The sequence below is a fragment of the Paenibacillus baimaensis genome, assembly GCF_025567575.1.
Window position 1 is genome coordinate 88,952 of the sequence record NZ_JAOQIO010000001.1, and the last position, 24,881, is coordinate 113,832.

A 24,881-nucleotide genomic window follows, 5' to 3' on the forward strand; every position below is an offset into this window, starting at 1 on the left:
CCGGCTCTGTTCAGGAGTGTAAATAAGCATGAACCCTATCGCCTTTACCGATGCTTGCGTACTGATTGCTTTAAGCTATGCCGCTTTAAAATTAAAGCATCGTCTATTTATGGAGCGCTATGAGCTGTGGAGCGCTCCATTGTTAACAGGGTTGGCCTGCATTATTATTATGCTTCAACCCCATTTTGGCGATCCTTTTGCGGCTGTTCTGTATTGTATCCCGATTATTATGGCAGGTCTTCGCTTTGGTTGGATGATCGCATTGCTTTCTACCCTGCCACCAGCTATTTTCCTGCTCATGAGTGAGCCTTTCGAAGAAAGCAGCTTTCTTCGAATCCTGCAGGAATTGTTGGCTCCAGCCTTTGTGAGCTCATGGTTTCACAAAAAAGAGAGCGCTTCCGCTTATGCTGAAATTCCTTTTATGGACGGTCTCAAGATTTGCGGAATTCTCGGTCTGACCCGGTTTCTGTTTGGCGGCTACCTATATACGAATACGCATATCGTTGACTATTTCAGTCAGCTGCTGCCGCTTCTGCTGTTCGCACTCGTGATTATTGTGTTGATCGCTATGTACAACGATGATAATCGGACTTGGGTGCTTCAGCACCGATTGGAGATTCAAGCCAATCAGGATAGATTAACAGGGCTCCCCAATCTGCGCAGCTTTATGAATATCGCTCAAAATACAGCCAGACGTCGACCACTTTCCATCATGATGATCGATATTGATAATTTCAAACGTTTTAATGATACATACGGGCATTTGCAGGGCGATCTCCTGTTGTGCGAGGTTGGACAGCTATTAAGCTCCATTATTCATGAGCATGACTACGCCGCCCGTTATGGGGGGGAGGAGTTTATCGTCTTAAGCCATATCACCGATAACGCTCAGCTGTCCGCTTATGCCCATAAGCTGTGTCATGCTGTCTCTACACATCAATCTCACAGCCAGGAAGGAATAGGCGTTACGATTTCCATCGGGGTTTCGGTTTCTTTCAATCCGCAGGCAGATCTGCTGCGAATTATTTCCGAAGCCGATGAAGCACTATATGCTTCCAAGCATGACGGCAAAAACCGCTTTACACTGCATCCCTCGATCATGGGCATCACAACAAAAAACGCTTAGTGTCAGGGTTTCCATAATAGACCCGAGCACAAAGCGTTTTTTGATAAAATAATAGTTTACAGCGGTTACGATTAATCCAAACTTCCAAGCTCGGCAAGCTCGACCTTATCAGCCAGCATGTCCTCTCTTGTAACAATCCACTGCTCACGGGATGCCCGGATCATTCCTGCATCGGCAATCCGTTTATCGTTGATAACTCTCCCAAACCATTTAACAGCTTCACCGTAATGCTTCAATCTACGACTTAATTCCCCAATCAAATACATAAGTCGGGCATTATTCAACTCGTCACTTTCAGTTTCCAGTACACTCTTATAAGCATCCAGTGCGAATTGCAAAAACCGTTTCTCCTGCTGCTCATCGTTCTTATAACGGTACAGCCAGGCAATATGATGCAGCAAGCCTGCAATCACACGTCCCTTTTCATTCCGCAGCTGCGCGCATACCAAGGCAAGCTTGTACGTATACATCGCATCTTCCCAGCTGCGCTCCGTACCATAATCCTTGTATGACCAATTATGGACAATTCTCTCCATCAACGCCCGACGCTGCTCATCCGTAAACTTCGTGGTGGAATTCTCCGTACTGGCGTAGCCACAAAACGGACAAACTCTGACGACGTAGTAGTCGGGATTAGTTTCTTTGTAATGAATACAAAAATCGGTATCTGTTTTGGTCGCCTTTTTAAAACTCGGCCTTACTCTCGATGTTTGGAATGGGTTCTCACAATTAGCACAATCCACCTTGACCTGAAATAACGGTTCAACCATAAATACACTTCCTTTTATGCATTCGTATTTATAAAATGGTGGGCAGGCCCGTTCAGCCTCTCCAGCATAAATTTCTGTAACTCCGGTTTTATTCCCGTTTGTTCCATCGCCTGCTTCATACAGCCAAGCCAGGCCTCAGCCCGCTGCGGCGTGATTTCAAAAGGCAGGTGCCGGGCACGCATCATAGGATGACCGTATTGATCCGAATACAGCGGCGGCCCCCCGAAAAACTGTGTCAAAAACAAAATCTGTTTTTCCATAACCGGTTCAATATGGTCAGGAAACAAAGGCCCAATTAAAGGGTTCGCCTGTACCAACGGATAAAAGGCTTCCACAAGACGGCGAATGGCCGCCTCTCCTCCGATGGCTTGATATGGGGTCATGGATTGTTGTGAATCCTGTTGTTCAGACATAGCGCTTCTCACCTATCTATTTGGTGTCATTATATACAAACAAAAAAAGATGCTAATGCCCAGGCAATTAGCATCCGTTACCTAAGAAGGAACCGCTGCATAAGTAGGCTAGCTTTCCAAATCCTCTTCGTTGGAAGCCATTAAGGTTTCCTTGATTACAAAAGTAAACGCACATACGAGAATTCCAGCGATAATGCTCATCATGAGAATCAGCTCCCAATCTCATAGTAGTACAATTGTACCATATTTTTTTTGAAAATTCAGCAATTTAGCTGACTATTGTATTTTTTTTATGATAGTTTGTCCCCATATTACAGGCATGTCTACCTATTGGGCTACATATGGATAAGAGATGCAGCCTCATAAGCGGGAGGGTTATTAAATGAAGGTTAACAATTTCGCGTTCACTTACGGGATTGGCTTAATGGCAGTTGGCTTATTGGTCTCCATGCTCTTCTTTCCTGCACAAGCTCTTCACGCCTCTCTGAAAGGTTTATCGATATGGTGGGATATTTTATTTCCAGCATTATTTCCTTTTCTTGTAGTTTCCGAAATGATGCTTGGCCTGGGCATCGTCCATTTCTTTGGGATGCTGCTGGACCCGATCATGCGTCCCGTGTTTCGCATTCCTGGGACAGGCGGTTTTGTGATGGCTATGGGCTTCGCCGCCGGTTATCCGGTCGCTGCCAAGCTCACCTCACAGCTATGGGAACAACGGTTGGTTAACCGTGAAGAGGGGGAACGGCTTGTGGCATTCACAACCACCTCTGATCCCATCTTCCTGATCGGAGCCGTTTCCGTCGGATTTTTCCATGATGTGAGCCTTGCCGTTATTTTGGCAACCGCTCATTACGGTACTGCTATCCTCGTTGGCTTCATGATGAGGTTTCACGGAGGTTCAGCTTCCAAGAAGGTAACGGAGCCAGCACCTCAAACTGCCAGCCATACATCGACTCGCCTCTTAACCCGCGCCTTTAAAGCGATGCATCGGGCGAGATTGCTTGATGGAAGGAGTCTTGGCGAGATGCTGAGGCAGGCTGTTCAATCATCTCTGCAGTTGGTGATGGTGATTGGTGGTCTCGTGGTGTTTTTTGCTGTCGTCATAGAAATTATGACCTCCATACAGGTGATGCCGATTGTATATAAAGGGATTGATGCGGTGCTTCAATTATTTGGTGTGCCAACCGCGCTTTCCGAAGCGGTAGCTGGGGGTATATTCGAGGTCACGCTTGGAGCCAAAGCAGCAGGTAGTGCTCCCGCACCGATCAGTTTAATGCACAAAGCGGCTATCGCCGCTTTTATCCTTTCTTGGGCAGGACTATCTGTGCATGCGCAAATCATCTCGATTCTGCATCACACGAATCTGCGCTATTTTCCATTCGTTATGGCAAGGCTTATACATGGGCTATTGGCCGCCACTGCCGTAATTCTGTTATGGGAGCCCATGCAGTCGTACCGTGGAGCCACGGCCCTCTCGCTGCCTGTGATGAGTTTATCGACCACATTACCAACCAAGCCCATTTCTGTGCTAACATGGATGGCAGCGGCGTGTATAGGTGTGCTTTTGGGCCTGCTCCTGTTTTATGCTTTGCATCTTGCGGTTAAACAATGTATGAAGTGGTTAAAATGACCAATAAAATTAAAATTTCGGGAAGGTAGGCTAAACGATGAATACCAAGAATCCTTATTCAACTATCGGGTTGCCGCTGGAAATCGAGCGTTTAAACGAGCTTGCTTATAATTTGTGGTTTAGCTGGAACGATGAGGCCAAGGCCCTATTTTCCCTTATTGATCCCAAGCGATGGGAACAGACTCTGCATAATCCCGTACGCCTGTTGTTGGAAACCGATTCCGAGGTTTGGAGCGCTTTAAGTAAGGATGGTCCTTTTCTTGAGCAATATGAGCGCGTGTGTCAGCAGTGGGATGCTTACCTCAGTGATACCACCTGGTTTCAAAAAAGCTACCCCGAACATCTCCAGCACCGCATCGCTTACTTTTCCGCCGAGTTCGGTTTTCATGAATCCTTGCAGATTTACTCCGGTGGTCTTGGCATATTGGCTGGGGACCATTGTAAATCGGCAAGTGATCTGGGCATTCCGTTAGTCGGCGTTGGACTTCTATATAAACGCGGTTACTTTATGCAAAAAATCAATCAGGATGGCCAGCAGCAAGCTGAACAGATCGTCTATGATTTTAACCATCTGCCCATCCTTCCTGTATCCAATAACAATGGAGAACAGCTCGTTATCACCATTTCTATTGCTGATCGTACGGTCCATCTTCGAATCTGGCAAGCCCGGATTGGACGCAATTCCGTGTATTTACTCGATTCTGATGTGGAAGGCAACAGTCCCTGGGATCGTGAATTAACTGCTCAGCTGTATGGCGGCGACCAGGATATTCGCATTGCGCAGGAGCTGCTGCTCGGTATGGGTGGTGTTAAGGCACTTCGGGCGCTTGAGCTGCCAACAGCGGTTTATCATATTAATGAGGGCCACGCGGCCTTTCAGGCTTTTGAAAGAATCCGCGAGCAGCTCGAAAATGGCGTTCCCTTCCATATTGCTCTGGAGGTTATTCGCTCCAGCTCCATTTTCACAACGCATACACCTGTTCCTGCTGGCCACGATGCGTTCACCCAAAGTATGGTTGAATATTATTGCAGCAGCTTGTTGAATCGTTGGAACGACCACAGGCATGAATTCCTGCAGCTCGGCATGGACGAAGCCAAGCAGCTGTTCAACATGACACACCTGGCTCTGAATACAGCCGCATTGCGCAATGGTGTTAGTAAGCTGCACGGTGAAGTATCACGGGATATGTTCCGATCGTTTCACAACAACATTGGCGTTCAGGAGGTACCGATCCATCATATTACCAATGGTGTCCACATGCCGACCTGGCTCGCACCAGAGCTAAAGGAGCTGTACAGCCGGTTTCTGCCTGGAAGATGGCTGGAGGATCAAACGAGCGGCAATCTCTGGAAGTCATTGGAGCTAATTCCTGCCGAGTCCTTGTGGGAGACTCATGTTGTGCTCAAGGAGCGTATGATCCGGTTTGCCCGCAGCAATCTCCTTGAACAGTTTACTAGAAACGGCCAACCTGCTGAGATCATTGAAGGTGTACATAGCTATCTATCTGCACGAGCGCTAACTATCGGCTTCGCACGCCGGTTTGCCACATACAAGCGGGCCAATCTTATATTTAGCGATTTGGATCGTTTGGACAGGCTGGTCAATGATCCCGAACGTCCGGTGCAATTTCTGTTTGCAGGTAAAGCCCACCCTGCTGATCAGCCTGGCCAGGACATGATTCGCGACATTTATCGTGTGTCCCAAATGAATCGTTTTCGCGGCAAAATTATTTTGCTTGAAAATTACGATATGAATATGGCCCGTCATCTGGTTCAAGGTGTAGATGTTTGGCTCAACAATCCGCGCCGTCCTTACGAAGCAAGCGGCACCAGCGGTCAGAAAGCAGCCATGAACGGTGTCATCAACTTCAGTATTCTGGATGGTTGGTGGGAAGAAGGCTATAACGGCACCAATGGCTGGAGCATCGAAGGTAATAATGAGGCGGATTGGCATACTCAGGAGCTTGAAAACACCGAATCCATCTACCGTCAGCTTGAGCAGGAAATTGTTCCTCTCTACTACAATGAAGGCAAGCTGCCTACGCAATGGGTAGACCGGATGAAGCAATCCATTCAGTCCCTTGCTCCTGTATACAATACCGACCGCATGGTGATGGATTATACCAACAAAGCTTACATGCCTTCTCTAAAAAGAACACTGCAATTTTTGGATAATGACTATGATCTGGTCACCAAAGTCGCGGATTATAAAAGGTTTATCATTTCCAATTGGCACCATGTCCGATTTATTGAAATTCGTGATGATGTCAATGGACAATCTGCCGAATTCGCTGCCAAAGCCTCCAATGACAAGACACAGGGATTGAAGGAAGTGACTGCAACCCTCTCGTTCGGACCCATTTGGTATAAGGATACGGTCGTTGAAATTGTTTACTATGAGCAGCGCGGCGAGGATTGGTATCCCGTTGTGATACAAATGGAGCCGAGTCGGGAGCTCGATAACCGTGTTGTCCAGTTTAAGGCTGTCATTGCTTCCCATCTGCAGCATCTGACCCACTACACCATAAGGATCAGGCCGATCAGCCCAAGCTTTGTCAGCTCCTTTGAACTGCCATTGGTCACAACGACTTAATTAACCTGACACAACTCCTTCATCTTCACCCGCTTCGCCCTTCAATCGGCATTTAGCTGCTGATCTGAGGGGCGTTTGTACTTTCGTCGCTTGCCGCCATTGTGTTATCCGTCAATATTGATTATGATGGAATTATCGTTTCACAAATAACTGATTAATGGTGATTGAATGAATTGGGATCAAGCTTTAGCGCTGGAAATCGTTGTCCCCAAGATGAGCGTAAGCCTTATTATCGTAGGTAAGACCAAGGAAGGCCTGCCCTTCTGCTATGAGGACAATTTCACTTTGCAACAAGTCAATGCTGAGCAGATGGTCACCACTATAGAGTTTCATACCTGGAACCCGCTAGAACAGCTGCAGGATATTGGTTTTATCGAAATCTCGTTCCGTGAACGAGGTATTTTGTATTACGCTTTTGTTGAACTGCTCCACCAATCCGTCAGCCAAGCTGTATGCTCACTAACCTTATCCGTCCCTCATGAATTCCGTACCTTTCAGAATCGCAGAGCTAACCGAATTCAGCTTGATGCCCGCACTCCTCTGACCTGTAGAGTGATCGGAGTACGCAAAACCGCTTCCTATCAAGGCGAAGCCTTTTCCGGATTTATTCACGATATCTCCGCAGTTGGACTTTCTTTTGTAACCAATACGCGAATATTTTATCCTTTGTTTCTTGAGCTAAGCTTTGAACTACCTGATGATCCACATACCTATGTACTGCACGGTGAAATCGTCAGGGTATCCAATTATGCCCATGACTCCTATCGGTTTGCTGTTGAATTCCGCGATATCCCTGAGGCCACAGCACAGCTCATTAATGAATATTGCTCACGAGCCCAGCTGTAAAAGGCTTGTCCCTTGGACAAGCCCATAGAATATGTAGGACATGCTTACGATGTTGGCTTTCCATTCGGAAAGCCCTTAGGAAATGCTTACGATGATGGCTTTCCATTCGGAAAGCCCTTAGGAGGAAATGATTTGAAATATAATGTTATACATCGCGGTGATGATATATCGTTCCGCCTCATGCAGACGTTCCATCAGTTGGTCGAGAAATACGACCTTGTTCATGAAGAGGAGAATCCTGATCTGGTGCTCTCTATCGGAGGCGACGGTACTCTTCTCCACGCTTTTCATCAATATAAGGATCAATTGGAAACGACGGCATTTGTAGGTATTCATACCGGCAGGCTTGGTTTTTTTGCGGATTGGAAGCCGGATGAAGTCGAATTATTAGCCGAGCTGATTGGCGAAAGTGCGGAGCAAAACGATCTTCGTATCGTCAAATATCCATTGGTAGAAATTCAGATTACCACTCCTCTCGGAATCGAAACGCAGCTGGCGCTGAACGAATTCACGTTGAAGGGTATTGATGCTACGCTGACCGCTCAGCTGCATATCAATGACGAACCATTGGAAACCTTCCGTGGCGACGGTATCTGTATTTCGACCCCAGCAGGCAGCACGGCGTATAATAAAAGCTTGGGCGGGGCCATTGTCCACCCTTCTCTGGATGCTATTCAGATTGCCGAGATCGCGTCGATCAACAACCGTGTGTATCGTACTCTGGGGTCTGCCATTATTTTGCCAAAGCATCATCACTGCGATATTTACCCTCGGGCGAGCCAAAATATACTGCTTTCACTCGATCATGTATATACCCAGCGTAATGATATTTTATCGATCAGAAGTATGGTAGCAGCAGGCAAAAAGGTCAAGTTCGCGCGCTTTCGTCCGTTCCCCTTTTGGAGTCGTGTCCGTGAAGCGTTCATTGGCTACGAATCGGTTCAATAAAATGTTTACAACAACAACTCATAACTCCGCTATTTTTTGTGAAGTGTCCGATAATGGTGCGGGGTTATGCCCTCATGCTTTTTGAACAGGCGAATAAAGGTCGTTCTGCTGTAAATGCCAACCTTTTGCGAGATGTCGCTGATCGTCCAATTCGTTGACAGCAGCAGCTCCTTGGCTTTGGTCATGCGGAATTGACTAATGTACGTCGAGAGATGAACGCCTGTTTTCTCATGGAAAGCCCGCGAAATATATTTCGTGGAAACCCCCATTTCATTAGCTATTTTCTCCAAATACAAATCATGATGATAATTGTCCTCAATATAGTGCTTGATCATCGCAGCGAGCGAACTGGATTTTCCTTGCTCCTGATCCTCGGTATACTCAATTACGCTTTCAAAAAAATGAAGCAGCAGCCGTTTCTTTTCTTCAACTCCCAAATAAAGGTCAGACTTTTTATCCAGTGCCGCATGCTCCTGCTCCGTAATCAAATCGTGTGCATTCAAACCGCTTTCCCCAAGAAAGCGGCACCCCGTATAGTAAATAGCCGATAAAAGTGAAGATACAGCGGCATGTGAAGCGTTCAATCTGTTCTTGTGAAGAAGGTCATCGATTTTGTTCGTCAGACTTTCAAGATTCCGCGTCTTCAGGCAGTTGATGATCATGTTCTCATCAATGAAGGAGTACGCATACTGTGTTACCGCAGGTGGCAGCTGCTGCGCATCGATCATCTGGAAATCCTTCTGCGGGTCCGCTGCTTCCAAGGCATGCACCGCATCCGTATAAGATTTGACCAGCCCCTGTATCCCGGTATGGACGGTTCCTATGCCAATATGAATATAGCAATACTGCGAGTCATAACGAAACGTATCCAGCAGCTGCTTCAGCCCATCCTTGACCTGCTGCAGACTGTCCTCCATGTCCCGCACATTGATGGCGCAAGTATACAGACACTCCCTCTCTTCCAAAATATAGGCGTTCACATGCGGCTGGATCAGCCCCCATACGATCTTCTTGAGCTTATCCAAAATAATCAGCCGTTCCGTATCCTGAATATCATCATAAAAAGCCGGCTTCAGTCCGAATTGGATGTAACAGCACATGTATGCCGGATGAATGAATTGAACCTGCTCGGCCAGCATTTTATGAAGCTCCTTCTCATTGATTGCTGTACTACCCTGTACATAATTCAGCAGCGATTGATCCAGGTATTCCGTGGACTTGAGCTCAAGCTCATTTTTGAATTTGTGGTTATATTCGATCAATTGATGAATGCCTCTGCCGATCTGCTCGAACTCGTTGGCCGTCCCCGCTCTGCCTGTCGGTTCTTCCGCGAGCTCACTCTTGCTCATTAAAATATCACGGATGCGTTGAATCGGGTTGTACAGGTTAAAGGTGAAAATGAAGGAAAATAGGATGCCCACCACCACCAGAACGAGACAAATCGTCACAATTAAAGTTACAAAATAGTTGATCTGCTCCTTAAAATCGGATACCGGGGTCAACGCATAATAGTTCCAGCCGTAGCTTTCAGACTTGATATAATTGACAATATAATGCGCGCTGCCCAGTTTGAATTCACCATACTTGGCGTTGCCGGAGCCGAAATAACCGTTGAGCTCACTAAGCATACCGGAGTCCTGCATGCTTTTGTCACTGCTTAGAATGACATTGCCGTTATGATCGCTCAGAATGAACGAGGTTGAAGGTGTCACAGCATGGTTCAGAATCGTCCTCTGCAGCATATCGACCGAAAGCGTCGTGACCAGAATCGCTTTATGACCGTTGACCGTATTCATAAAAACAAGCGGAATTACGCTTGTATGCACACCATTATTGAGCTTCACCTCGGAAACCTGAAGAATCTCAATCGATTTCTCCGTGAGCAGCTTTTGCTTCCAGAATTGCTTATTGTACTGCTGAAAGGAATACCCCTTATCAAAATAATAATCGAAATCATCCAGACCTGCTGCGGTGTACACCTTTTGATTGTCCGCGAACAAAAACAGATTAACACTCAGGGCACTGAGGTTACCGGAGATTTTGGAAAGTGTGTCCGGGATTTCGGCAATACGCACACGCTCCTGCAAATTGTATTCATCGTAAGGCAGCAGCAGCGGCCTTTTTTCATAAAAGAAGTTAATGCTGGTTTCCTGAATGGTACGCATATAAATTTCGATCGTATTGGCCGAGGACTGTAAATTCATTTGCACCTTTTGAGTAAATTCGTCCTGTAAGCGGTTACTGACATTGATATAAAAAACCGCTCCAATAATAATAATCGGGAGCAGCAAGGAGAGAAAATACAACAGAATGCGAAAAAATAATCGGTTTAATCTGGGCATACGTCTAGTCATCCATCGCATTCGTATCTTCCTCTCCCGCTGCCAAGCAGCCATTCATGATGATTCATATCCGTCAAACTTATACTAATGCTTCCCAAGTACGAATGTAAATGCTTATAGCTGAACCGGCTGACGAATGATCCAGATTTCGGCTACGTTCAAACGCTTGAACCCTCTCATGCGCTGGAACGTCAATTTAATTTGTCCGTCGGCTAACGCCTCCTGCGGGATGGATGACTCATGAATCGTCACCATGCCTTCCCGGACATGAATATCGTCCTGAATAACATAACAGTCGTTGACCGTCAAGCGTACCCAGCAATCCCGGGACAGCTCGGCGTCTACCGTATCACCCACATAGGCGACTTTGACGGTATAGGCGGAATCCGGGTCCAGATGCTGATAGGTGGCATGAATAGGGGTATCCGCCAGCGCATTCACATGCTGTGCCCAGGCAAGCGGTACGCCGCCCAACGCGCGCTTTTTCTCTTCGTTCATCCTCAGCAAATAAATCGATGGCGCAACCCGTGGTGAGTGCAAATATCCGGGATCCTCATAACCGCCCATCCCCGGATCTACCCGGCCTGCACTGCGGTAAGAGCCCAAATTGTCGTAGCTGCCGCCAGGACCCGGATTCGTTCGACTCAAGGCCTGACGGATATGAAGCAGCCTTACCTGCTCATCAGCCAGCCCATGTACCAGCCTGAACTGTGTACGCAGCCAATTGGCATCATTCAGCGGGGCATCGATCGTATCCATGAATGCTCCCCGATCAACCGCAATCGCAAAATGACGTTCAACAGTAAGCTGGGAGCCGATATTGGCGAACAGCTCATCAGCGAGCTCGCAGCAGCGCTGCTTGTAGCCTTGAGCAACCGGAGCCGCATTGGCCTGCTCAAGAACCCGCTCGGCTTGCTCCACGGCATTCAAACTGCCCAGTCTGCCTGCGTCGCGCAGCAGATCCTTGGCCTTATGCTCCAGCTCCGTTTCATAAATGAGCCGCCGCTTAACGTAGGCATCATAATAGGCGCGGATCAAGCCCATTTGAAAGCGGTACTGGTTCAGTACCTGCGGCCCTCCCTCCTGCTCCATCTGCATCCACTGCTGTAAGGTCACTTCCACCTGGTCATTGATAATAAGCGGTCCGACCCAATTCTGCTCCAAAGCGAGCAGTCCCTGAGCCACTCCCTCGGCAACCTCGCTGCCAATGAACAGACGGGCAAAGTCGCGAAGTGTTTCAATCACAGGAGTGTCCGGATTCCAGTCCTGGTCGCTCCACACAAATTTGTTCACATCATCGTTAATCCCTTCCGAGTACGATATGTTGCCATCAGCGTATGCAGCAAACTGGTTATGAATATGCTTCTCTGCCAAGGGGCGCGGATTATACGATTCGCGGGCCGCTGTCATCGCCAGTGCCAAATCCCAATCCGCGACCGGGTACTGGCAGTGGTAATTATGCGTAATATCCTCATAACGGCGAATCCGATATTTCTGTGGGATCCGTTCCCGGTAAACGGGCAGCAGCTCATCGATATGCGGTCCATACACAACGCCGCCAAGCCATTCAGGCTCTTGATTTACCTGCTCATAAAAGGCCTCAAGCCAAGGTCTTGGCTCATATTTCATTACCTGTGGAGACAGCCATATGCGCGCCTGCGGATGGTAGCGCTGCAGCAGCTCCGATAGTTCCCCGGACCATTCGAACAGCGGAACAGGATGCATTCCGCCCGGATCACTGCCGGGAATCATCACAGCATCGATCCGCGAAAGCTTGCTGAAGATCTCCTCCCGCTCCGCCAACTCCTCTGTGCGAACCTCGGGATCTGAATAATCCTCAGCCATATTGGGATACCAGATCCACACATTCAGGCCATAGGAATCAATAATCGCCGACAGCTGAATCATCATCTGGAGCGGATCTACCTTCATCAATGGACCTGTCGCATCATCATCGGTGCGTGGCGGTAAAATTTCGATGCTATTCGCTCCGAACAACGCCAGCTCACGGATATACTGCTCATACTGCTCGACGCTCCAAGCGTCATAAGCGTTCGTCTTCGGACGATAACCAAGCTGGTGGCCGCGGATCGGAAAGCTTGGAGAGCTCACGATGTGCGTCTGGACGCTCATGCCAATCGATTGCTCGCTCATCACGGCTTTTCGCAGAAACCTCCCTACGCCGTACAGAACCCCGCGGACGTCCTTGCCGATGATATACACGATCGGCGTTCCAGCTTGTGCTGCGACATGTACAATGAAGCCTTCAGGCTGAATCCTGCCGATATCCGCCTCCAGTTCACTCCTATGCTGGATAAGGCTATCCAGAGCTGCTGCTGTGCCCGCTATAATCAGCGGCTGCTGCTGAGGCTCAGACGGCAAGCTGTCCAGCTGTGTCCACGTCACTCCTGTTCGCTTCGCTACCTCCTCAATCAGTACCTGTATCGCTTTGGCTTCAGCTCCGCGGGCTGCCGAGGAAGCAACAACGCGGGCTGCGGATAATTCAATAACCGCTTTCATTTATATCCCCTGCTTTTCCTATTGGATTTATATAATTGGGTGCCTTTTATTGCTATGGATTGCTCTTTTTATAACGATCATTGGCCTCATTGTAGATTTTTTCGATCTCGCTCGCACCGCTCTCCTTCAGCTTCTGTGCAAAGCTGTCGAATTCGCTCATTGGGCGTGCGCCCATCACGAACTTGTCAATCTCCTGATTAACGATTGTATCCACCTTGGAAAGAATCGTTTTCAGCTTGTCAATTTCGGAATCGGTAAACGGTGGAGGGGCAACCTCGGATACATAGCCATTTTTCGTCGTAATCATCTCGCTCCATCTAACAAGATCAGGTGATGACATGGTCGCCATCGGATGCTCATCAACATTTAAGGTAAACGTTTGGAAGCCGATTCCGAGCGCATTCTGCATGTTGCGGAAAGGGTCCTTCGCATTGGCAAATTGCTTCATAATACTATCCATAATGACCGGCTTGCCGCCCTCCAGTTTGAAGTGCTCGCCTTCGATACCGTAATTGGTAATCAAAGTACCTTCATCGCTATACATCCAATCGAGGAATTTCACCGCTGCCTGCGGATTTTTAATTTTGGCATTGATTGTAAAATGGTGCAGCCAATCCTTTTTGTACATAATATTTCGGGTTTGACCTAAATCATTTTTGAGCGGCAGAAGCAGCTCGAATTGCGCCTTCGGACTAACCGGCTTCAATGATGCATTGAACTGATCGCCAAAGCTGTTATTGTCATAATAGAACAAGGCTCTTCCCGAACTGAGCTTTTCCTTCATATTGTCAACGGTATTGACGGCGTAATCGGGATCCAGCAGCTTTTCCTTGTACAGCTTATTGAGATATTCGAGCGGTGCCTTGAACTCTGGGCGGGACGGTCCATATACATATTTTCCGCCTTCGACATTCGGATCATAATAAATTTTGAAGCCCGAGCCCATGCCAAACCCCATTGAGGTCAGCAGATTCGCCGCACCCTCACGATTCGTAAATGGAATTTTATCCGGGTACGCCTCTTTTAATTTTTTAAGAACCTTGTAAAGATCGTCGAAGGTTTTGGGAACCTCCAGATTTTGCTCCTTCAAGAGATCCATCCGAATCATCGGAGCCTGCGCCAGCTGCAGCTTCCATTGGCCAAGCAGTGGGAACCCATAGAGCTTGCCATTGACCTCGCCTTTGCCAATCTCCTTATTTTCCTTCATCAGCCGTTTGATGTTGGGAGCATAGTCCAGGTAATCCGAAATCGGCAGAAACATCCCGTTTTTGGCGGCTTCGTTGAAGTAAGGCTTCCCGTTAGGAATACGGGTGATGTCAGGCAGGTTATTGGTGGCGATCAGCGTCTGGGCTTTCTGATCATAATTGGCACTTGGCACTGGCTCCAGCTCGATTTTGACATTCGTTTTATCGAATATATGCTTGAACACTGGCGCATCCTTGACGATTTGCGGTGAGGAATCCACGGTCATTACCTTAAACGTGATCGGCTCGGCCAGCAGCTTGCCGCCAGCCTTTTCCCCGCCTGCTGCGGCCGGCGTATTGCCGTTTGCCTGTTTGCCGCTCTGATTGGATGAGCAAGCCGCCGCCCCCAATAGCGTAATACAAAGGCAGGACATCAACACGATTTTCTTTTTGGATTGAAGCTTATTGGATTGCATAAGAACCCCTCCTGATTAATGGTCAAAACCTTCTGTGAAACAGCCAGCAGCTGTCTGCTGTTATCCTTTGAGCGACCCGACCATCGCCCCTTGCACAAAATATTTTTGTATAAACGGATATACCATAATAATTGGAAGAATGGTAACGATGATGACCGCATATTTCATATTCGTCTGGATGGTCGTCAAATCACGGGCCGGATCATTGTTGCCCACACTGCCATCAATCAGCATGCTGCGCATAATAATCTGTACCGGATACAGCTCACTGTCAAACAAATAGATCATCGCCGGGAAAAAGCTGTTCCAATGCCACACCGCATAAAACATCGTCATGGTCGCAATCACCGGCATGGATAATGGTAGCACAATCCGCACAAACACCAGTAAATCATTTGCCCCGTCTATAAAAGCGGATTCATGAATTTCATTGGGGATATTTTGAAAAAAGGTTCTCATGATGATCATATACCACACGTTAATCGCCGGGGGAATCACAATCGCCCAAATACTGTTGGTCATATTCAAGGAGTTCACGACCAGATAGGACGGAATCATCCCACCGTGAAATAGCATCGTGATGATGATCAGTAGTGTGAACAGGCCTCTTCCATACAGCTTGCTGCGCGATAGCGGGTAGGCGCATAAAGCCGTCGCTGCGACATTGATCAGCGTTCCAACCGACGTATACAGCAGGGTATTGCCGTAGGAACGAATAATCGATTTGTCGGAAAGAATCATTTTGTAGGCTTCCAGATTGAAGCCGATCGGAAACCACTTTACCTCTCCCCTGATCACATTCATCCCGTTGCTGACCGATACGACTGCCATGTAATAGATCGGGTAGAGAAAAACCAGAATCATGGCCAGTAGCAGCGCGTAGATGACGCAATCGAACAGCAGTGAGCCTGCCGTAGGCTGCTTGAGACCACTCTTCCTGAAGGGTAACAATCCCGCTTTCCCTCCATGCTCCGAATTTGTATTTACCATAGGCTTGTTTCACTCACCTTTCGGGCAAACCGGTTGGCCAGCACGACGAAGCACAGCGCAATCACCGACTGGAACAACTCAACCGCCGTTGCATAGCTAAAATCATTGCCCAGCAGCCCTCTTCTGTACACATAAGTCGAGATCACATCCGCGGTTTCATAGGTCGGACCTGTGTACAGCAGCAAAATTTTCTCGTATCCAATCGACATTACGTTGCCGAGATTAAGCAGGAACATGACAGTAATGACGGAAGCAATTCCAGGCAGCGTAATATGGCGGATTTGCTGTATACGGCTGGCTCCGTCCATAGTGGCCGCTTCATAAAGCTGAGGGTCCACGGCAGTTAACGCAGCCAGATATATAATCGAGCCCCAGCCGATACCCTGCCATATTTCAGAGCCAATATAGATGCTGCGGAACCAGTTGGCATCCATCAGGAATGAATACGGCTCCAGACCAACAAGCCCGATAAGACGATTGATCATCCCTTCGTTGGATAGAAAGTTGATCACCATCCCGCATACGACCACCGTGGACAGAAAATGCGGCAGGTAGCTGACGGTCTGGGCAAACTTCTTGAACAGTCCGATTCTTGCCTCATTCAACAGCAGTGCCAGTAGAATCGGAGTCGGGAAATAAAAGACCATCATCCATACATTCAGCAGCACCGTATTGCGTACCAGCTTCCAAAAGTAAGGATCCGACATAAAATCACGAAAATGCAGCAGTCCGACCCACTCGCTTCCAAACACCCCCTTGACGAAATTATAGTTTTCAAAAGCAATCAATAAACCAAACATCGAGCCGTACTTGAATACGATAAAATATACGGCCGGCAGCAGCAGCATTGCATATAAGTACTTGCCCTGCCCGATCAGCTTCAGCCGATCCATAATCAGAGCCGAAACTGTTTTTCTGCCTGACTTGTTAACTTTAACCGTCTCTGATAATGCTTTTCCCGCCACTTGTCTTTCCTCCTTTGTCCTTATTGTGGTGCGGCTGTGCTTTTATACTAACAGCCGTCTGCACCGCTCTGATACATCCAATCCATACCCAAAAGTTTCATTTTTCTACCCTGTTCCGACTGTTTCAAAAATCCACCTTGTTTCGATTATCGCCCTTGCAGCAGAGGGCGAAATCTGAAACAGTCTGGAAAACTGGACGATTGACGCCACAAGGACACGAACCTACAATCAAGCTATCTTCCGAAGGAGGTTTACTTTTATGAACGCTGTGGAACTGCAAGAGGCTCTGTCCCGTGGAACACGGGTATATGGTACCCTGATTACCTCGAACTCCCCGAAGTTGCCTGGGCACATTGGCAGTTTGGGTATGGATTTTGTATTTATCGATACCGAGCATATCAGTATCGACCGGCATGAGCTGTCATGGATGTGCCAGGCTTATAAAGCGCTCGGTCTTGCACCGATCGTACGCATTCCCTCTCCTGATCCCTACGCTGCGACGATGGTGCTGGATGGAGGAGCCAACGGCGTTATCGTCCCTTATGTGGAAACGGTAGAACAGGTCCAAGCCTTGCGCGGCGCTGTCAAATACCGTCCGCTGCGTGGGCAAAAGCTGGAAAACATCCTCAATGGAACCGAAGCTTGCGATGGGGAACTGGAACGTTATATTCAGGATTACAACAAGCATAACCTGTTGATCATTAATATTGAGAGCAAGCCCGCCATGGAGGCACTGGACGACATTCTTCAGGTACCGGATATCGATGCGGTTCTGATTGGTCCTCATGACCTGTCCTGCAATCTGAATGTGCCGGAGCAATATGACAATCCTGTTTTCCTGAAGGCGGTCGAAGAGATTATCGACAAGGCGCGAAGCCGTGGAATTGGAGCAGGTATTCATTACTGGATCGGAACGGAGCGCCAAATCGAATGGGCCAAACGTGGGTTGAATCTGATCATTCAAAGCTCGGATATCACCACATTTATCGAGTATTTGGGCAAGGATCTGAGCACGATCAAAGCGGCGCTTGGCGATCAGGCGAGACCGAGAGTATTTCTATTTAAAGAGGTTGTTCAAAAAGTCACCTTTTGATCACGCGGTTACACAGGAAGCGTATTCGGCATCGAATCTTGCAAGCAGGCTCGAAGCCCGGTGCTCATTTAGGTTTGCCTAAACTCCGCTCCTCCTTCTTCACCTGCTTGCAACCTACCCGGTGCTGAAATGTCGACTTTTTGAACACGCACTTAAAGCACCAGTCTAGTCCATTGAACAGAGGGGAACGATATGATGATATTCGATAAAATGAGCCGCGCAGCAAGCTACTACGATTTGAATCCAGGAATAACCAAGGCACTGGAGTTTCTTCAAAGTGAGGAAGCTACGGCTTTAAAGCCGGGCAAGTATGCGCTTAAGGGTGAGCAGATGTTTGTGCTTGTACAGGAATATGATAGCAGGCCGCTCGATGCGGGAGTATGGGAAGCACATCTCCGTTACATCGATGTACAGTATGTAACCAGCGGAACTGAGCTTATGGGTGTATCACCGATCGATCGTATGGAAGTATCCCAAGCCTATGACGAGAAGCTGGACTATGCCTTATACAGCGGTGACGGCAGCTTTTTCGAGCTGTCCGAGGGCTTCTTTACCATTCTGGCGCCGCAGGACGTCCATATGGCCTGCATATCAGTGCAGGATTCTCTCCCGGTGAGGAAGCTCGTCGTGAAGGTCGCGCTCGATTGGCAATGACAAATTCGTGAAATGAATCACAATTCACACAAAGCAAAAGGCCAACCCTTTATAACGGGTTCCCCTTTGGTGCATGCCCTTGATTGACGATAAAAGAGACATTCAAACTGACCATAGTTTGAATGTCTCTTTTATCCTTATTTATAAAGATTTTCATTAGATTTCCTCGCATTTTGGATTCTATTTTGGCATGATGTTAAGACAATCAATAAAGTTTTTGACACTGAAAAACTCATGTCAATTTCAGTGTCAGTTTTATTGCCAAAATTGTTATAATATTAATATAAGCCAATTGGAGGTAACGGCTATGGAATTTATCAAACCTATTCAAAAGCTTGGGAGCAATTATCAAGCCCCAGGAATGTGGTGAGTAGAATTAACTGTAATCTAGACCCGCATCATCCCGACCAAGGGTATATGACTTGGTATTGTTTAATAAACACAATGTCCAACTGGTCTGCTTGTGAGGAGATAGCGAGATTAGAAACGATTGGAAGAATTCAAGATATTGAGCCAGAATATGAGTTTCATCGGGATAATTGCACCAACATAGATTCAAAAGATTACGAATGTACTTCCAAAACGAAAACAATCTTTTGGTTATCATCAACAACGTAATGACGTATTACATTCTTTGGCGTTAGCTCTTCTTAACCGAACACCCGTAAGCGAACATGTCAAATTTTGCAAATCGGTTCTAAAACTTACTATACAAAATTGAAATGGCTATATAGGCGTTGTTTAGAATTTTTAGAACGTCATGAAACAAGGACTCTGGCTTCAAAGTCATTTGATTCCATTTGGATAAATACAGACGAGTTGCAATAAATTTGGAAAAATTATCATTTTGCTCTATATTAGATTTAGATATCTATTGAAAGGAGTGTTTAAACCATGTTCAAACTTTATAAAAATAACGTGAGTTATTTCATTGGTGTAAGCTTATTTATAATCCTATTTGACCTAGTTATTGTTAATTCTGTACTGTTTAAAGAGAATGATCAACTCCTGACCATTGGTATTTCGTTAGATTTTGTTGTTGTAATACCTTTATTACTTTACTTTCTTATTTATCGAAACTTAAACAAAAAAATCATAGCGATTCTTCCCTTCGCTCTTTTAGGCTATATCGCTTTAGTATTGATTATACCCATTACAGGTCAAGGAACACTTGAAGTTGTAAAATATACTCTCATACCAATGGAACTTATGTTCCTTTGTTATGAGATTTATAAAATCTATCAAATCATAATTAATTTTAGACGCAATATTACAGTTGGTTCCCACCCGATAGAAACGCTTCGGAAAAGTCTTGAAGCAACATTCAGCAATTCCAAAATAACATCTTTACTTGTTCATGATGCATCTGTCTTTTACTACGCTTTATTCTCTTGGAGAAAAAAGCCGTATTTACGAACTGCTTCTACTTCATTTAGTTATCATACAAATTCAAGCTGGCTTATAACAATATTGATATTATCTAAGATACTGTTAATTGAAGGTGCGTGTGTTCATATTCTTCTTATGCAATGGTCACATACCGTTGCATGGATTCTTTCATTAGGAAATATATATGTCATTATCTTATTAATTTCTGATTACAGAGCTATGTGTTTAAATCCAATCTTAGTTTCAAAACAAGAAATAAGAATTCAGTATGGCATTCAAATCTTATCGTATATTGATATAGATAATATTGAGTCTGTCTCTATGATTAAGTTTGAGAAATTAGCTAAAAAAGATTTGAAAACATCAATTACGCCCCTTGTTATAGAACCCAATGTACTTATTCGTTTGAAAAGTAAGATTACTGTTATCCGTCTGTTTGGAAAGCGACAAATGGTTGATCATGTTTATCTATTCTTAGATAAACCTCATGAATTCCAAGTTGAATGCCATGAATTAATTGGATAAACAAAATAATATTTGATTGTAAAACCAAAAGGACAGCCAATAAAACGCTGTCCTTTTGGTTATTTGTTATTCATTTTCTTACCAAAACAAGTGTCAAAATTTTATTTGCACCTCAAAAGGGAACCCGTTTCTTTATAAAGGCTGGCCTTTTTTCATGATGGTTTTGGATGATTCGATTGGTGGTTCTGATGCTTATTGGAATAAGATTTTCGCTGATGATGCTGGCGCTGCTGGCGAGGAGTAGGTGCCTGAGGGGGTAAGGAATCCTCCTGCTGGTCCTGCGCCAGAACCTCTGGTTGTTCAAGACCAGCAGCCACACCGATTTCCCGTTCTTCCGATTCAACATCATCTGTTGGCTGCTGGTTAGGCTGATGCTTGGAAGGTACCTTTTCAATAATGAAATACGCGCAGCCGAAATTACAATATTCATTCAAATAATCCTGAAACGTAGCAATCATCGATTCCTTGGTAGCTTTCGGATGGCTGTCCTTAAAAAAACCGCGCATACGCAGTTGATTGTAGCCCCAATCCCCAACAATATAGTCATAGCGCTCCAGGACTTCACTGAATCGCTCTTTAAAGGCATCTGGCTTCCAGCCATTTTTGTGGTCAACGACCACCTCGTAGGTTTTGTTGGCGATAAAAATCATTTGGTTTTCCCCTCCTTAAAGTTTTGCCGTAGGCAAAACTGACTTCGTAAGCATTTTCTCTTAAAGTTTTGCCGTAGGCAAAACTGACTTCGTAAGCATTTCTCTTAAAGTTTTGCCGTAGGCAAACCTAGTTTTGCTGCGCCGATTTAACTTGTTCATGCGCATGATACGAGCTGCGCACCAAGGGTCCGGATTCGACATGGCTGAAGCCGCGCTTCATGCCTTCGATTTTCAGCTCTGCAAATTGCTCCGGTGTATAATATTTTTTTACCTTTAAATGTTTGACGGATGGTTGTAAATATTGACCGATTGTCATGATATTGCAGCCTACTGCGCGCAAGTCGTCCATAGTTTGAAGAATCTCGGACCATTCTTCTCCAAGTCCAAGCATGATACTGGCCTTCGTCGGGATTTCCGGCGCAATTTTTTTCGACCTTGCAAGCAGCTCCAAGGTACGGCTGTATTTGGCCTTGGATCGTACTTTATCGGATAGACGCTCCACAGTTTCGATATTATGGTTCAAAATATCCGGTTTGGCGGCCAGCACGGTCCGAAGCGATTCTTCATTACCCAAAAAATCGGGAATCAGCACTTCGACACCACACATCGGCAGCCGTTTGCGAATCGCTCTAATGGTAGCAGCAAATATCGAAGAACCTCCGTCAGCCAGATCATCTCTCGCTACGGAAGTAACTACAACGTGTTTAAGCCCCATTTGCTCTGATGCCTCGGCCACACGCTCCGGCTCTTGAAGATCAAGCTCAGTCGGCAAACCTGAATTAACAGCACAAAAACGGCATGCGCGTGTGCAAATATCACCAAGTATCATAAAAGTGGCCGTGCGATTCGCCCAGCACTCATGAATATTCGGACATTTGGCTTCTTCACAAACCGTATGTAGTGTTTTGTCGCGCATCATATTTTTTAATTCTTTAAAATTCTCACCTGTAGTCAGTTTAATTTTTAACCAATCGGGCTTACGTTCAACTGGTGTAGACATTGTGTCGTCCCTGCTTTCCGTGGCATATTCCAAGCTTATGAAGCTATTATATCACGAAAGAGCTAACAATCCACATTCGCTTTTATTTGTGTTAAACTGGATAAGGACAACAATTAACGGGCAGAGCTCAACTGTCACTTTGGAGGCATAGGCTTTATATGATAAATCTGGAATCCATACTTAAACACGTTCGTTCCGGAGATTTGGACGTTGCAGAAGCGCAAAAGCATCTCGAGGAATTCATGAGTAAACAAAGTCAGGCAAGCGATCGTATCGAGGATCTTGGCTATGCACAGCTGGATATCGATAGGGAACGCAGGACCGGCTTTCCTGAGGTTATTTACGGGGAAAATAAATCGGCTGAGCAAGTCACGGCGATCTTTCTTAAAATGATGGACCATTTGGACCGCGTGTTGGCAACACGTGTAAGCAAGGAAAAGGCGGATTTTGTGCAGCAGGCGATTCCCGGGATTACCTATCACGAGGATGCTCGTGTACTGACATGGTATAAGGATCAGGCTGCGCGTATGCCCAAGACCGACGGTTATATTGCAGTCGTATGCGCTGGAACCTCCGATCTCTTCGTTGCCGAGGAAGCTGCTTTGACAGCTGAAAATATGGGCTGCCGCGTGGAGCGGGTGTATGATGTAGGTGTTGCCGGTATACATAGACTATTCCGTAAGCTTGACGTTATTCGCGGAGCCAATGCCATCGTCGTTGCAGCAGGTATGGAAGGCGCTCTGGTCAGTGTTCTTGGCGGTCTCGTTTCCAAGCCCGTTATTGCCGTTCCTACGAGTGTAGGCTACGGTGCCAGCTTTCATGGCGTGGCTGCACTTCTGGCTATGCTTAATTCCTGCGCACCAGGCGTATCCGTAGTCAATATTGATAACGGCTTTGGTGCCGGTTATAATGCCGCATTAATACATAAAAATACGACAAAGAGGGATTAACGATGAAAATAGCATTTTTTGACTGCTTTTCAGGGATCAGTGGAGATATGAGCCTGGCAGCCCTCGTCGATGCGGGTGCTGATCGTCATTATATCGAGGAGGAATTGAGCAAGATTCAGATCGAGCCTTTTTCTCTGGAGTGGAAGCGTGTTAATAAAAAAGGGATATCTGCGTTGAAAATGGACGTTATACTCGATCCCCATTCACCGCCGACCTACCATCGGCATTATTCGGAAATTGTAAAAATCATTAACAGCTGCGGCTTTAACGATCGTGTTGTCGCATTAAGCTCAGCTATATTTGAGAAAATTGCTATTGCCGAAGCCAAAATCCATAATATCCCGATTGAAACCGTTCATTTTCACGAGGTCGGCGCCATCGATTCTATCGTGGATGTGATCGGTGTTGCACTTGCCTTGGATTCGTTAGAGGTCGAGAAAATATGGTCCTCTCCAGTGCCTCTGGGCTCAGGAACGGTTAATTGCGACCACGGGATCTATCCGGTTCCGGCACCTGCAACCTTGGAAATGATGCGTGGGCTTCCTATCGCTCCAACCGCTTACAGCATGGAAATGACAACACCAACAGGTGCCGGCATCATTGCTGGCATAGTGGATGAATTCTCCAAAGGTTTTCCTTCGATGATTGTTGAAACCATCGGATATGGTGCTGGTACCCGAGACTTGCCGAACCAACCGAACGTGCTTCGTGTCGTAATTGGAAAAACGGACCCTTTTATACCTAAATACCAAGTCCCGCATCAAGAAATCCAAAAACATGGACACTTGCATGAACACGAGCAGCATCATAAGGACCATGGTCATGAGCATAGTCACGACCACGGGCACAGTCATGGACACGATCATTCCCATGATCACGAGCATAGTCATGGACATGAGCATTCCCATGATCACAGTCATGAGCAGGAGCACAGTCACTTGCGTAACCAGGTTCAAGGACGCTTTCGTATGATTGAGCAGCCTCATAGCCATTCCCATGATCACTCACATACTCATTCCCATAATGATCTTGATTCCGATCACGATCATCAGAATCATAAACATGATCCTTCCATTCATGGTGAGTGTACGGATATTCCTCCAGACCTCAAGCAATAAACCAGACAGCTTAGACAAAAAGGACACCAACAGGAAGAAACTTTTCCTCAGGTGTCCTTTTTCCTTTTAGTTCTTTTCCATACCTATCCTACTCCTCACTACTTGCAGCTGACCCCTCGTTTTCTCGCCTGCCTCTATGTAGAAACTGCCGTTTTACCTCTTCATAAACCTGTTTCAAAGGGATGCCATGTGCGAGCGCAGCCTGCTCGCATTCTTTGAATTCCGGGGCAAATTGAACCATTTCGCCGCGGTGATATCCGATTTTAACATTGATCATGCCCCACGGTGTGGAAACCTGCTCAAATGCCCGTCCCAGCCTATGGCAGGATGCCCGCAAATAACGAAGACCAATCGTTGTTGTTTCACTAAAAATCACTTCTTCTATCGATTGCAGCTTCCGTTCATCTATAAGCACATTCAACATCATACCGGGTCGGCCTTTTTTCATAATAATCGGTATCCAGTACACATCATTTGCTCCTGCAGCAAATAAACGATCGGTAACATAAGGACAAATCTCCGGATTCATATCGTCAATATTGGCCTGAATGAGCAGCATATCTTCATCTATGTGCTCTTCACGGTGTTCAAATCCCATCCTGCATCCCTCTTTCTTCAGTACCAGGTCCCCTACCCAACGTTCAAGGTAAGTTCTGCTCTTAACCTTGATTCTACCAAAAATAAGCTGTGCTGAGAATC

At 46.4% G+C, this 24,881-nt stretch carries 20 protein-coding genes; 10 read left to right on the forward strand and 10 right to left on the reverse strand.

Features of this window, described 5'->3' with window-relative positions; all coding sequences use genetic code 11:
• Window positions 1-28: 28 nt before the first annotated feature.
• Window positions 29-1,126 carry a GGDEF domain-containing protein gene (locus OB236_RS00440; protein ID WP_262682067.1) on the forward strand — a complete coding sequence of 366 codons (1,098 nt, stop codon included), beginning with the start codon at window positions 29-31 and terminating at the stop codon, window positions 1,124-1,126.
• Between the two features lie 71 nt (window positions 1,127-1,197).
• Here OB236_RS00440 and OB236_RS00445 read toward each other — a convergent pair whose 3' ends face one another.
• The gene (locus OB236_RS00445; protein ID WP_262682069.1) at window positions 1,198-1,896 is read right to left on the reverse strand and encodes a DUF2225 domain-containing protein; all 699 of its coding nucleotides are present in this window, start codon (window positions 1,894-1,896) and stop codon (window positions 1,198-1,200) included.
• A 14-nt stretch (window positions 1,897-1,910) separates the two neighbouring features.
• Window positions 1,911-2,309 carry a globin domain-containing protein gene (locus OB236_RS00450; protein WP_262682070.1) on the reverse strand — a complete coding sequence of 133 codons (399 nt, stop codon included), beginning with the start codon at window positions 2,307-2,309 and terminating at the stop codon, window positions 1,911-1,913.
• A 382-nt stretch (window positions 2,310-2,691) separates the two neighbouring features.
• Between OB236_RS00450 and ylbJ the strand changes: the two genes are divergently transcribed.
• The 4 genes from ylbJ (at window position 2,692) to OB236_RS00470 (ending at window position 8,326) form a co-directional block, all read left to right on the forward strand.
• Window positions 2,692-3,939, forward strand: a complete 1,248-nt coding sequence (gene ylbJ, locus OB236_RS00455; protein WP_262682072.1) for a sporulation integral membrane protein YlbJ — start codon at window positions 2,692-2,694, stop codon at window positions 3,937-3,939.
• A 37-nt stretch (window positions 3,940-3,976) separates the two neighbouring features.
• On the forward strand, window positions 3,977-6,532 hold the full coding sequence (gene glgP, locus OB236_RS00460) for an alpha-glucan family phosphorylase (protein ID WP_262682073.1): 2,556 nt from the start codon (window positions 3,977-3,979) through the stop codon (window positions 6,530-6,532).
• A 168-nt stretch (window positions 6,533-6,700) separates the two neighbouring features.
• Window positions 6,701-7,378 carry a PilZ domain-containing protein gene (locus OB236_RS00465; protein WP_262682074.1) on the forward strand — a complete coding sequence of 226 codons (678 nt, stop codon included), beginning with the start codon at window positions 6,701-6,703 and terminating at the stop codon, window positions 7,376-7,378.
• Window positions 7,379-7,510: 132 nt separating this feature from the next.
• On the forward strand, window positions 7,511-8,326 hold the full coding sequence (locus OB236_RS00470) for an NAD kinase (RefSeq protein ID WP_076235605.1): 816 nt from the start codon (window positions 7,511-7,513) through the stop codon (window positions 8,324-8,326).
• 29 nt (window positions 8,327-8,355) lie between these two features.
• Here OB236_RS00470 and OB236_RS00475 read toward each other — a convergent pair whose 3' ends face one another.
• From OB236_RS00475 to OB236_RS00495, 5 genes are all read right to left on the reverse strand, one after another.
• On the reverse strand, window positions 8,356-10,689 hold the full coding sequence (locus OB236_RS00475) for a helix-turn-helix domain-containing protein (RefSeq protein WP_262682076.1): 2,334 nt from the start codon (window positions 10,687-10,689) through the stop codon (window positions 8,356-8,358).
• A gap of 93 nt (window positions 10,690-10,782) precedes the next feature.
• Window positions 10,783-13,188, reverse strand: coding sequence for an alpha-glucuronidase family glycosyl hydrolase (locus OB236_RS00480; RefSeq protein WP_262682077.1), 2,406 nt, complete (start codon window positions 13,186-13,188; stop codon window positions 10,783-10,785).
• Window positions 13,189-13,240: 52 nt separating this feature from the next.
• Window positions 13,241-14,848 carry an extracellular solute-binding protein gene (locus OB236_RS00485; RefSeq protein ID WP_262682078.1) on the reverse strand — a complete coding sequence of 536 codons (1,608 nt, stop codon included), beginning with the start codon at window positions 14,846-14,848 and terminating at the stop codon, window positions 13,241-13,243.
• Window positions 14,849-14,908: 60 nt separating this feature from the next.
• Window positions 14,909-15,838, reverse strand: coding sequence for a carbohydrate ABC transporter permease (locus tag OB236_RS00490; RefSeq protein ID WP_262682079.1), 930 nt, complete (start codon window positions 15,836-15,838; stop codon window positions 14,909-14,911).
• The gene (locus tag OB236_RS00495) at window positions 15,832-16,803 is read right to left on the reverse strand and encodes an ABC transporter permease (protein WP_256711493.1); all 972 of its coding nucleotides are present in this window, start codon (window positions 16,801-16,803) and stop codon (window positions 15,832-15,834) included. Before OB236_RS00495 ends, OB236_RS00490 begins: the two co-directional genes overlap by 7 nt.
• A gap of 259 nt (window positions 16,804-17,062) precedes the next feature.
• Here OB236_RS00495 and OB236_RS00500 point away from each other — a divergent pair, with 259 nt between their 5' ends.
• From OB236_RS00500 to OB236_RS00510, 3 genes are all read left to right on the forward strand, one after another.
• Entirely contained in the window at window positions 17,063-17,896 is an 834-nt protein-coding gene (locus OB236_RS00500; protein ID WP_262682080.1) for an HpcH/HpaI aldolase family protein, read from the forward strand.
• A 192-nt stretch (window positions 17,897-18,088) separates the two neighbouring features.
• Window positions 18,089-18,550 (forward strand): YhcH/YjgK/YiaL family protein, encoded by a 462-nt coding sequence (locus tag OB236_RS00505; protein ID WP_262682081.1) that lies wholly within the window; start codon window positions 18,089-18,091, stop codon window positions 18,548-18,550.
• 894 nt (window positions 18,551-19,444) lie between these two features.
• Window positions 19,445-20,464: a hypothetical protein gene (locus OB236_RS00510; RefSeq protein WP_262682082.1), complete on the forward strand. Its 1,020-nt coding sequence runs from the start codon at window positions 19,445-19,447 to the stop codon at window positions 20,462-20,464.
• A gap of 152 nt (window positions 20,465-20,616) precedes the next feature.
• On the opposite strand, the gene OB236_RS00515 is transcribed toward OB236_RS00510, so the two are convergent.
• Both OB236_RS00515 and lipA read right to left on the reverse strand, forming a co-directional pair.
• A complete protein-coding gene (locus tag OB236_RS00515) occupies window positions 20,617-21,114 on the reverse strand; it encodes a YutD family protein (RefSeq protein ID WP_262682083.1) in 498 nt (165 codons plus the stop codon).
• 127 nt (window positions 21,115-21,241) lie between these two features.
• On the reverse strand, window positions 21,242-22,147 hold the full coding sequence (lipA, locus tag OB236_RS00520) for a lipoyl synthase (protein WP_262682084.1): 906 nt from the start codon (window positions 22,145-22,147) through the stop codon (window positions 21,242-21,244).
• 125 nt (window positions 22,148-22,272) lie between these two features.
• Between lipA and larB the strand changes: the two genes are divergently transcribed.
• Both larB and larC read left to right on the forward strand, forming a co-directional pair.
• Window positions 22,273-23,064: a nickel pincer cofactor biosynthesis protein LarB gene (gene larB / locus OB236_RS00525; protein ID WP_262682085.1), complete on the forward strand. Its 792-nt coding sequence runs from the start codon at window positions 22,273-22,275 to the stop codon at window positions 23,062-23,064.
• Window positions 23,065-23,066: 2 nt separating this feature from the next.
• A complete protein-coding gene (gene larC / locus OB236_RS00530; protein ID WP_262682086.1) occupies window positions 23,067-24,182 on the forward strand; it encodes a nickel pincer cofactor biosynthesis protein LarC in 1,116 nt (371 codons plus the stop codon).
• A gap of 88 nt (window positions 24,183-24,270) precedes the next feature.
• On the opposite strand, the gene larC2 is transcribed toward larC, so the two are convergent.
• Window positions 24,271-24,780, reverse strand: a complete 510-nt coding sequence (gene larC2, locus OB236_RS00535) for a nickel pincer cofactor biosynthesis protein LarC2 (protein WP_262682087.1) — start codon at window positions 24,778-24,780, stop codon at window positions 24,271-24,273.
• Window positions 24,781-24,881: the final 101 nt, after the last annotated feature.

Bases quoted from the DNA above. Each gene is read 5' to 3' on its own strand.
- OB236_RS00440 (WP_262682067.1), top strand. From the start codon at position 29: ATGAACCCTATCGCCTTTACCGATGCTTGCGTACTGATTGCTTTAAGC.
- OB236_RS00445 (WP_262682069.1), bottom strand. From the start codon at position 1,896: ATGGTTGAACCGTTATTTCAGGTCAAGGTGGATTGTGCTAATTGTGAG.
- OB236_RS00450 (WP_262682070.1), bottom strand. From the start codon at position 2,309: ATGTCTGAACAACAGGATTCACAACAATCCATGACCCCATATCAAGCC.
- ylbJ (WP_262682072.1), top strand. From the start codon at position 2,692: ATGAAGGTTAACAATTTCGCGTTCACTTACGGGATTGGCTTAATGGCA.
- glgP (WP_262682073.1), top strand. From the start codon at position 3,977: ATGAATACCAAGAATCCTTATTCAACTATCGGGTTGCCGCTGGAAATC.
- OB236_RS00465 (WP_262682074.1), top strand. From the start codon at position 6,701: ATGAATTGGGATCAAGCTTTAGCGCTGGAAATCGTTGTCCCCAAGATG.
- OB236_RS00475 (WP_262682076.1), bottom strand. From the start codon at position 10,689: ATGCGATGGATGACTAGACGTATGCCCAGATTAAACCGATTATTTTTT.
- OB236_RS00480 (WP_262682077.1), bottom strand. From the start codon at position 13,188: ATGAAAGCGGTTATTGAATTATCCGCAGCCCGCGTTGTTGCTTCCTCG.
- OB236_RS00485 (WP_262682078.1), bottom strand. From the start codon at position 14,848: ATGCAATCCAATAAGCTTCAATCCAAAAAGAAAATCGTGTTGATGTCC.
- OB236_RS00490 (WP_262682079.1), bottom strand. From the start codon at position 15,838: ATGGTAAATACAAATTCGGAGCATGGAGGGAAAGCGGGATTGTTACCC.
- OB236_RS00500 (WP_262682080.1), top strand. From the start codon at position 17,063: ATGAACGCTGTGGAACTGCAAGAGGCTCTGTCCCGTGGAACACGGGTA.
- OB236_RS00505 (WP_262682081.1), top strand. From the start codon at position 18,089: ATGATGATATTCGATAAAATGAGCCGCGCAGCAAGCTACTACGATTTG.
- OB236_RS00510 (WP_262682082.1), top strand. From the start codon at position 19,445: ATGTTCAAACTTTATAAAAATAACGTGAGTTATTTCATTGGTGTAAGC.
- OB236_RS00515 (WP_262682083.1), bottom strand. From the start codon at position 21,114: ATGATTTTTATCGCCAACAAAACCTACGAGGTGGTCGTTGACCACAAA.
- larB (WP_262682085.1), top strand. From the start codon at position 22,273: ATGATAAATCTGGAATCCATACTTAAACACGTTCGTTCCGGAGATTTG.
- larC (WP_262682086.1), top strand. From the start codon at position 23,067: ATGAAAATAGCATTTTTTGACTGCTTTTCAGGGATCAGTGGAGATATG.
- larC2 (WP_262682087.1), bottom strand. From the start codon at position 24,780: ATGGGATTTGAACACCGTGAAGAGCACATAGATGAAGATATGCTGCTC.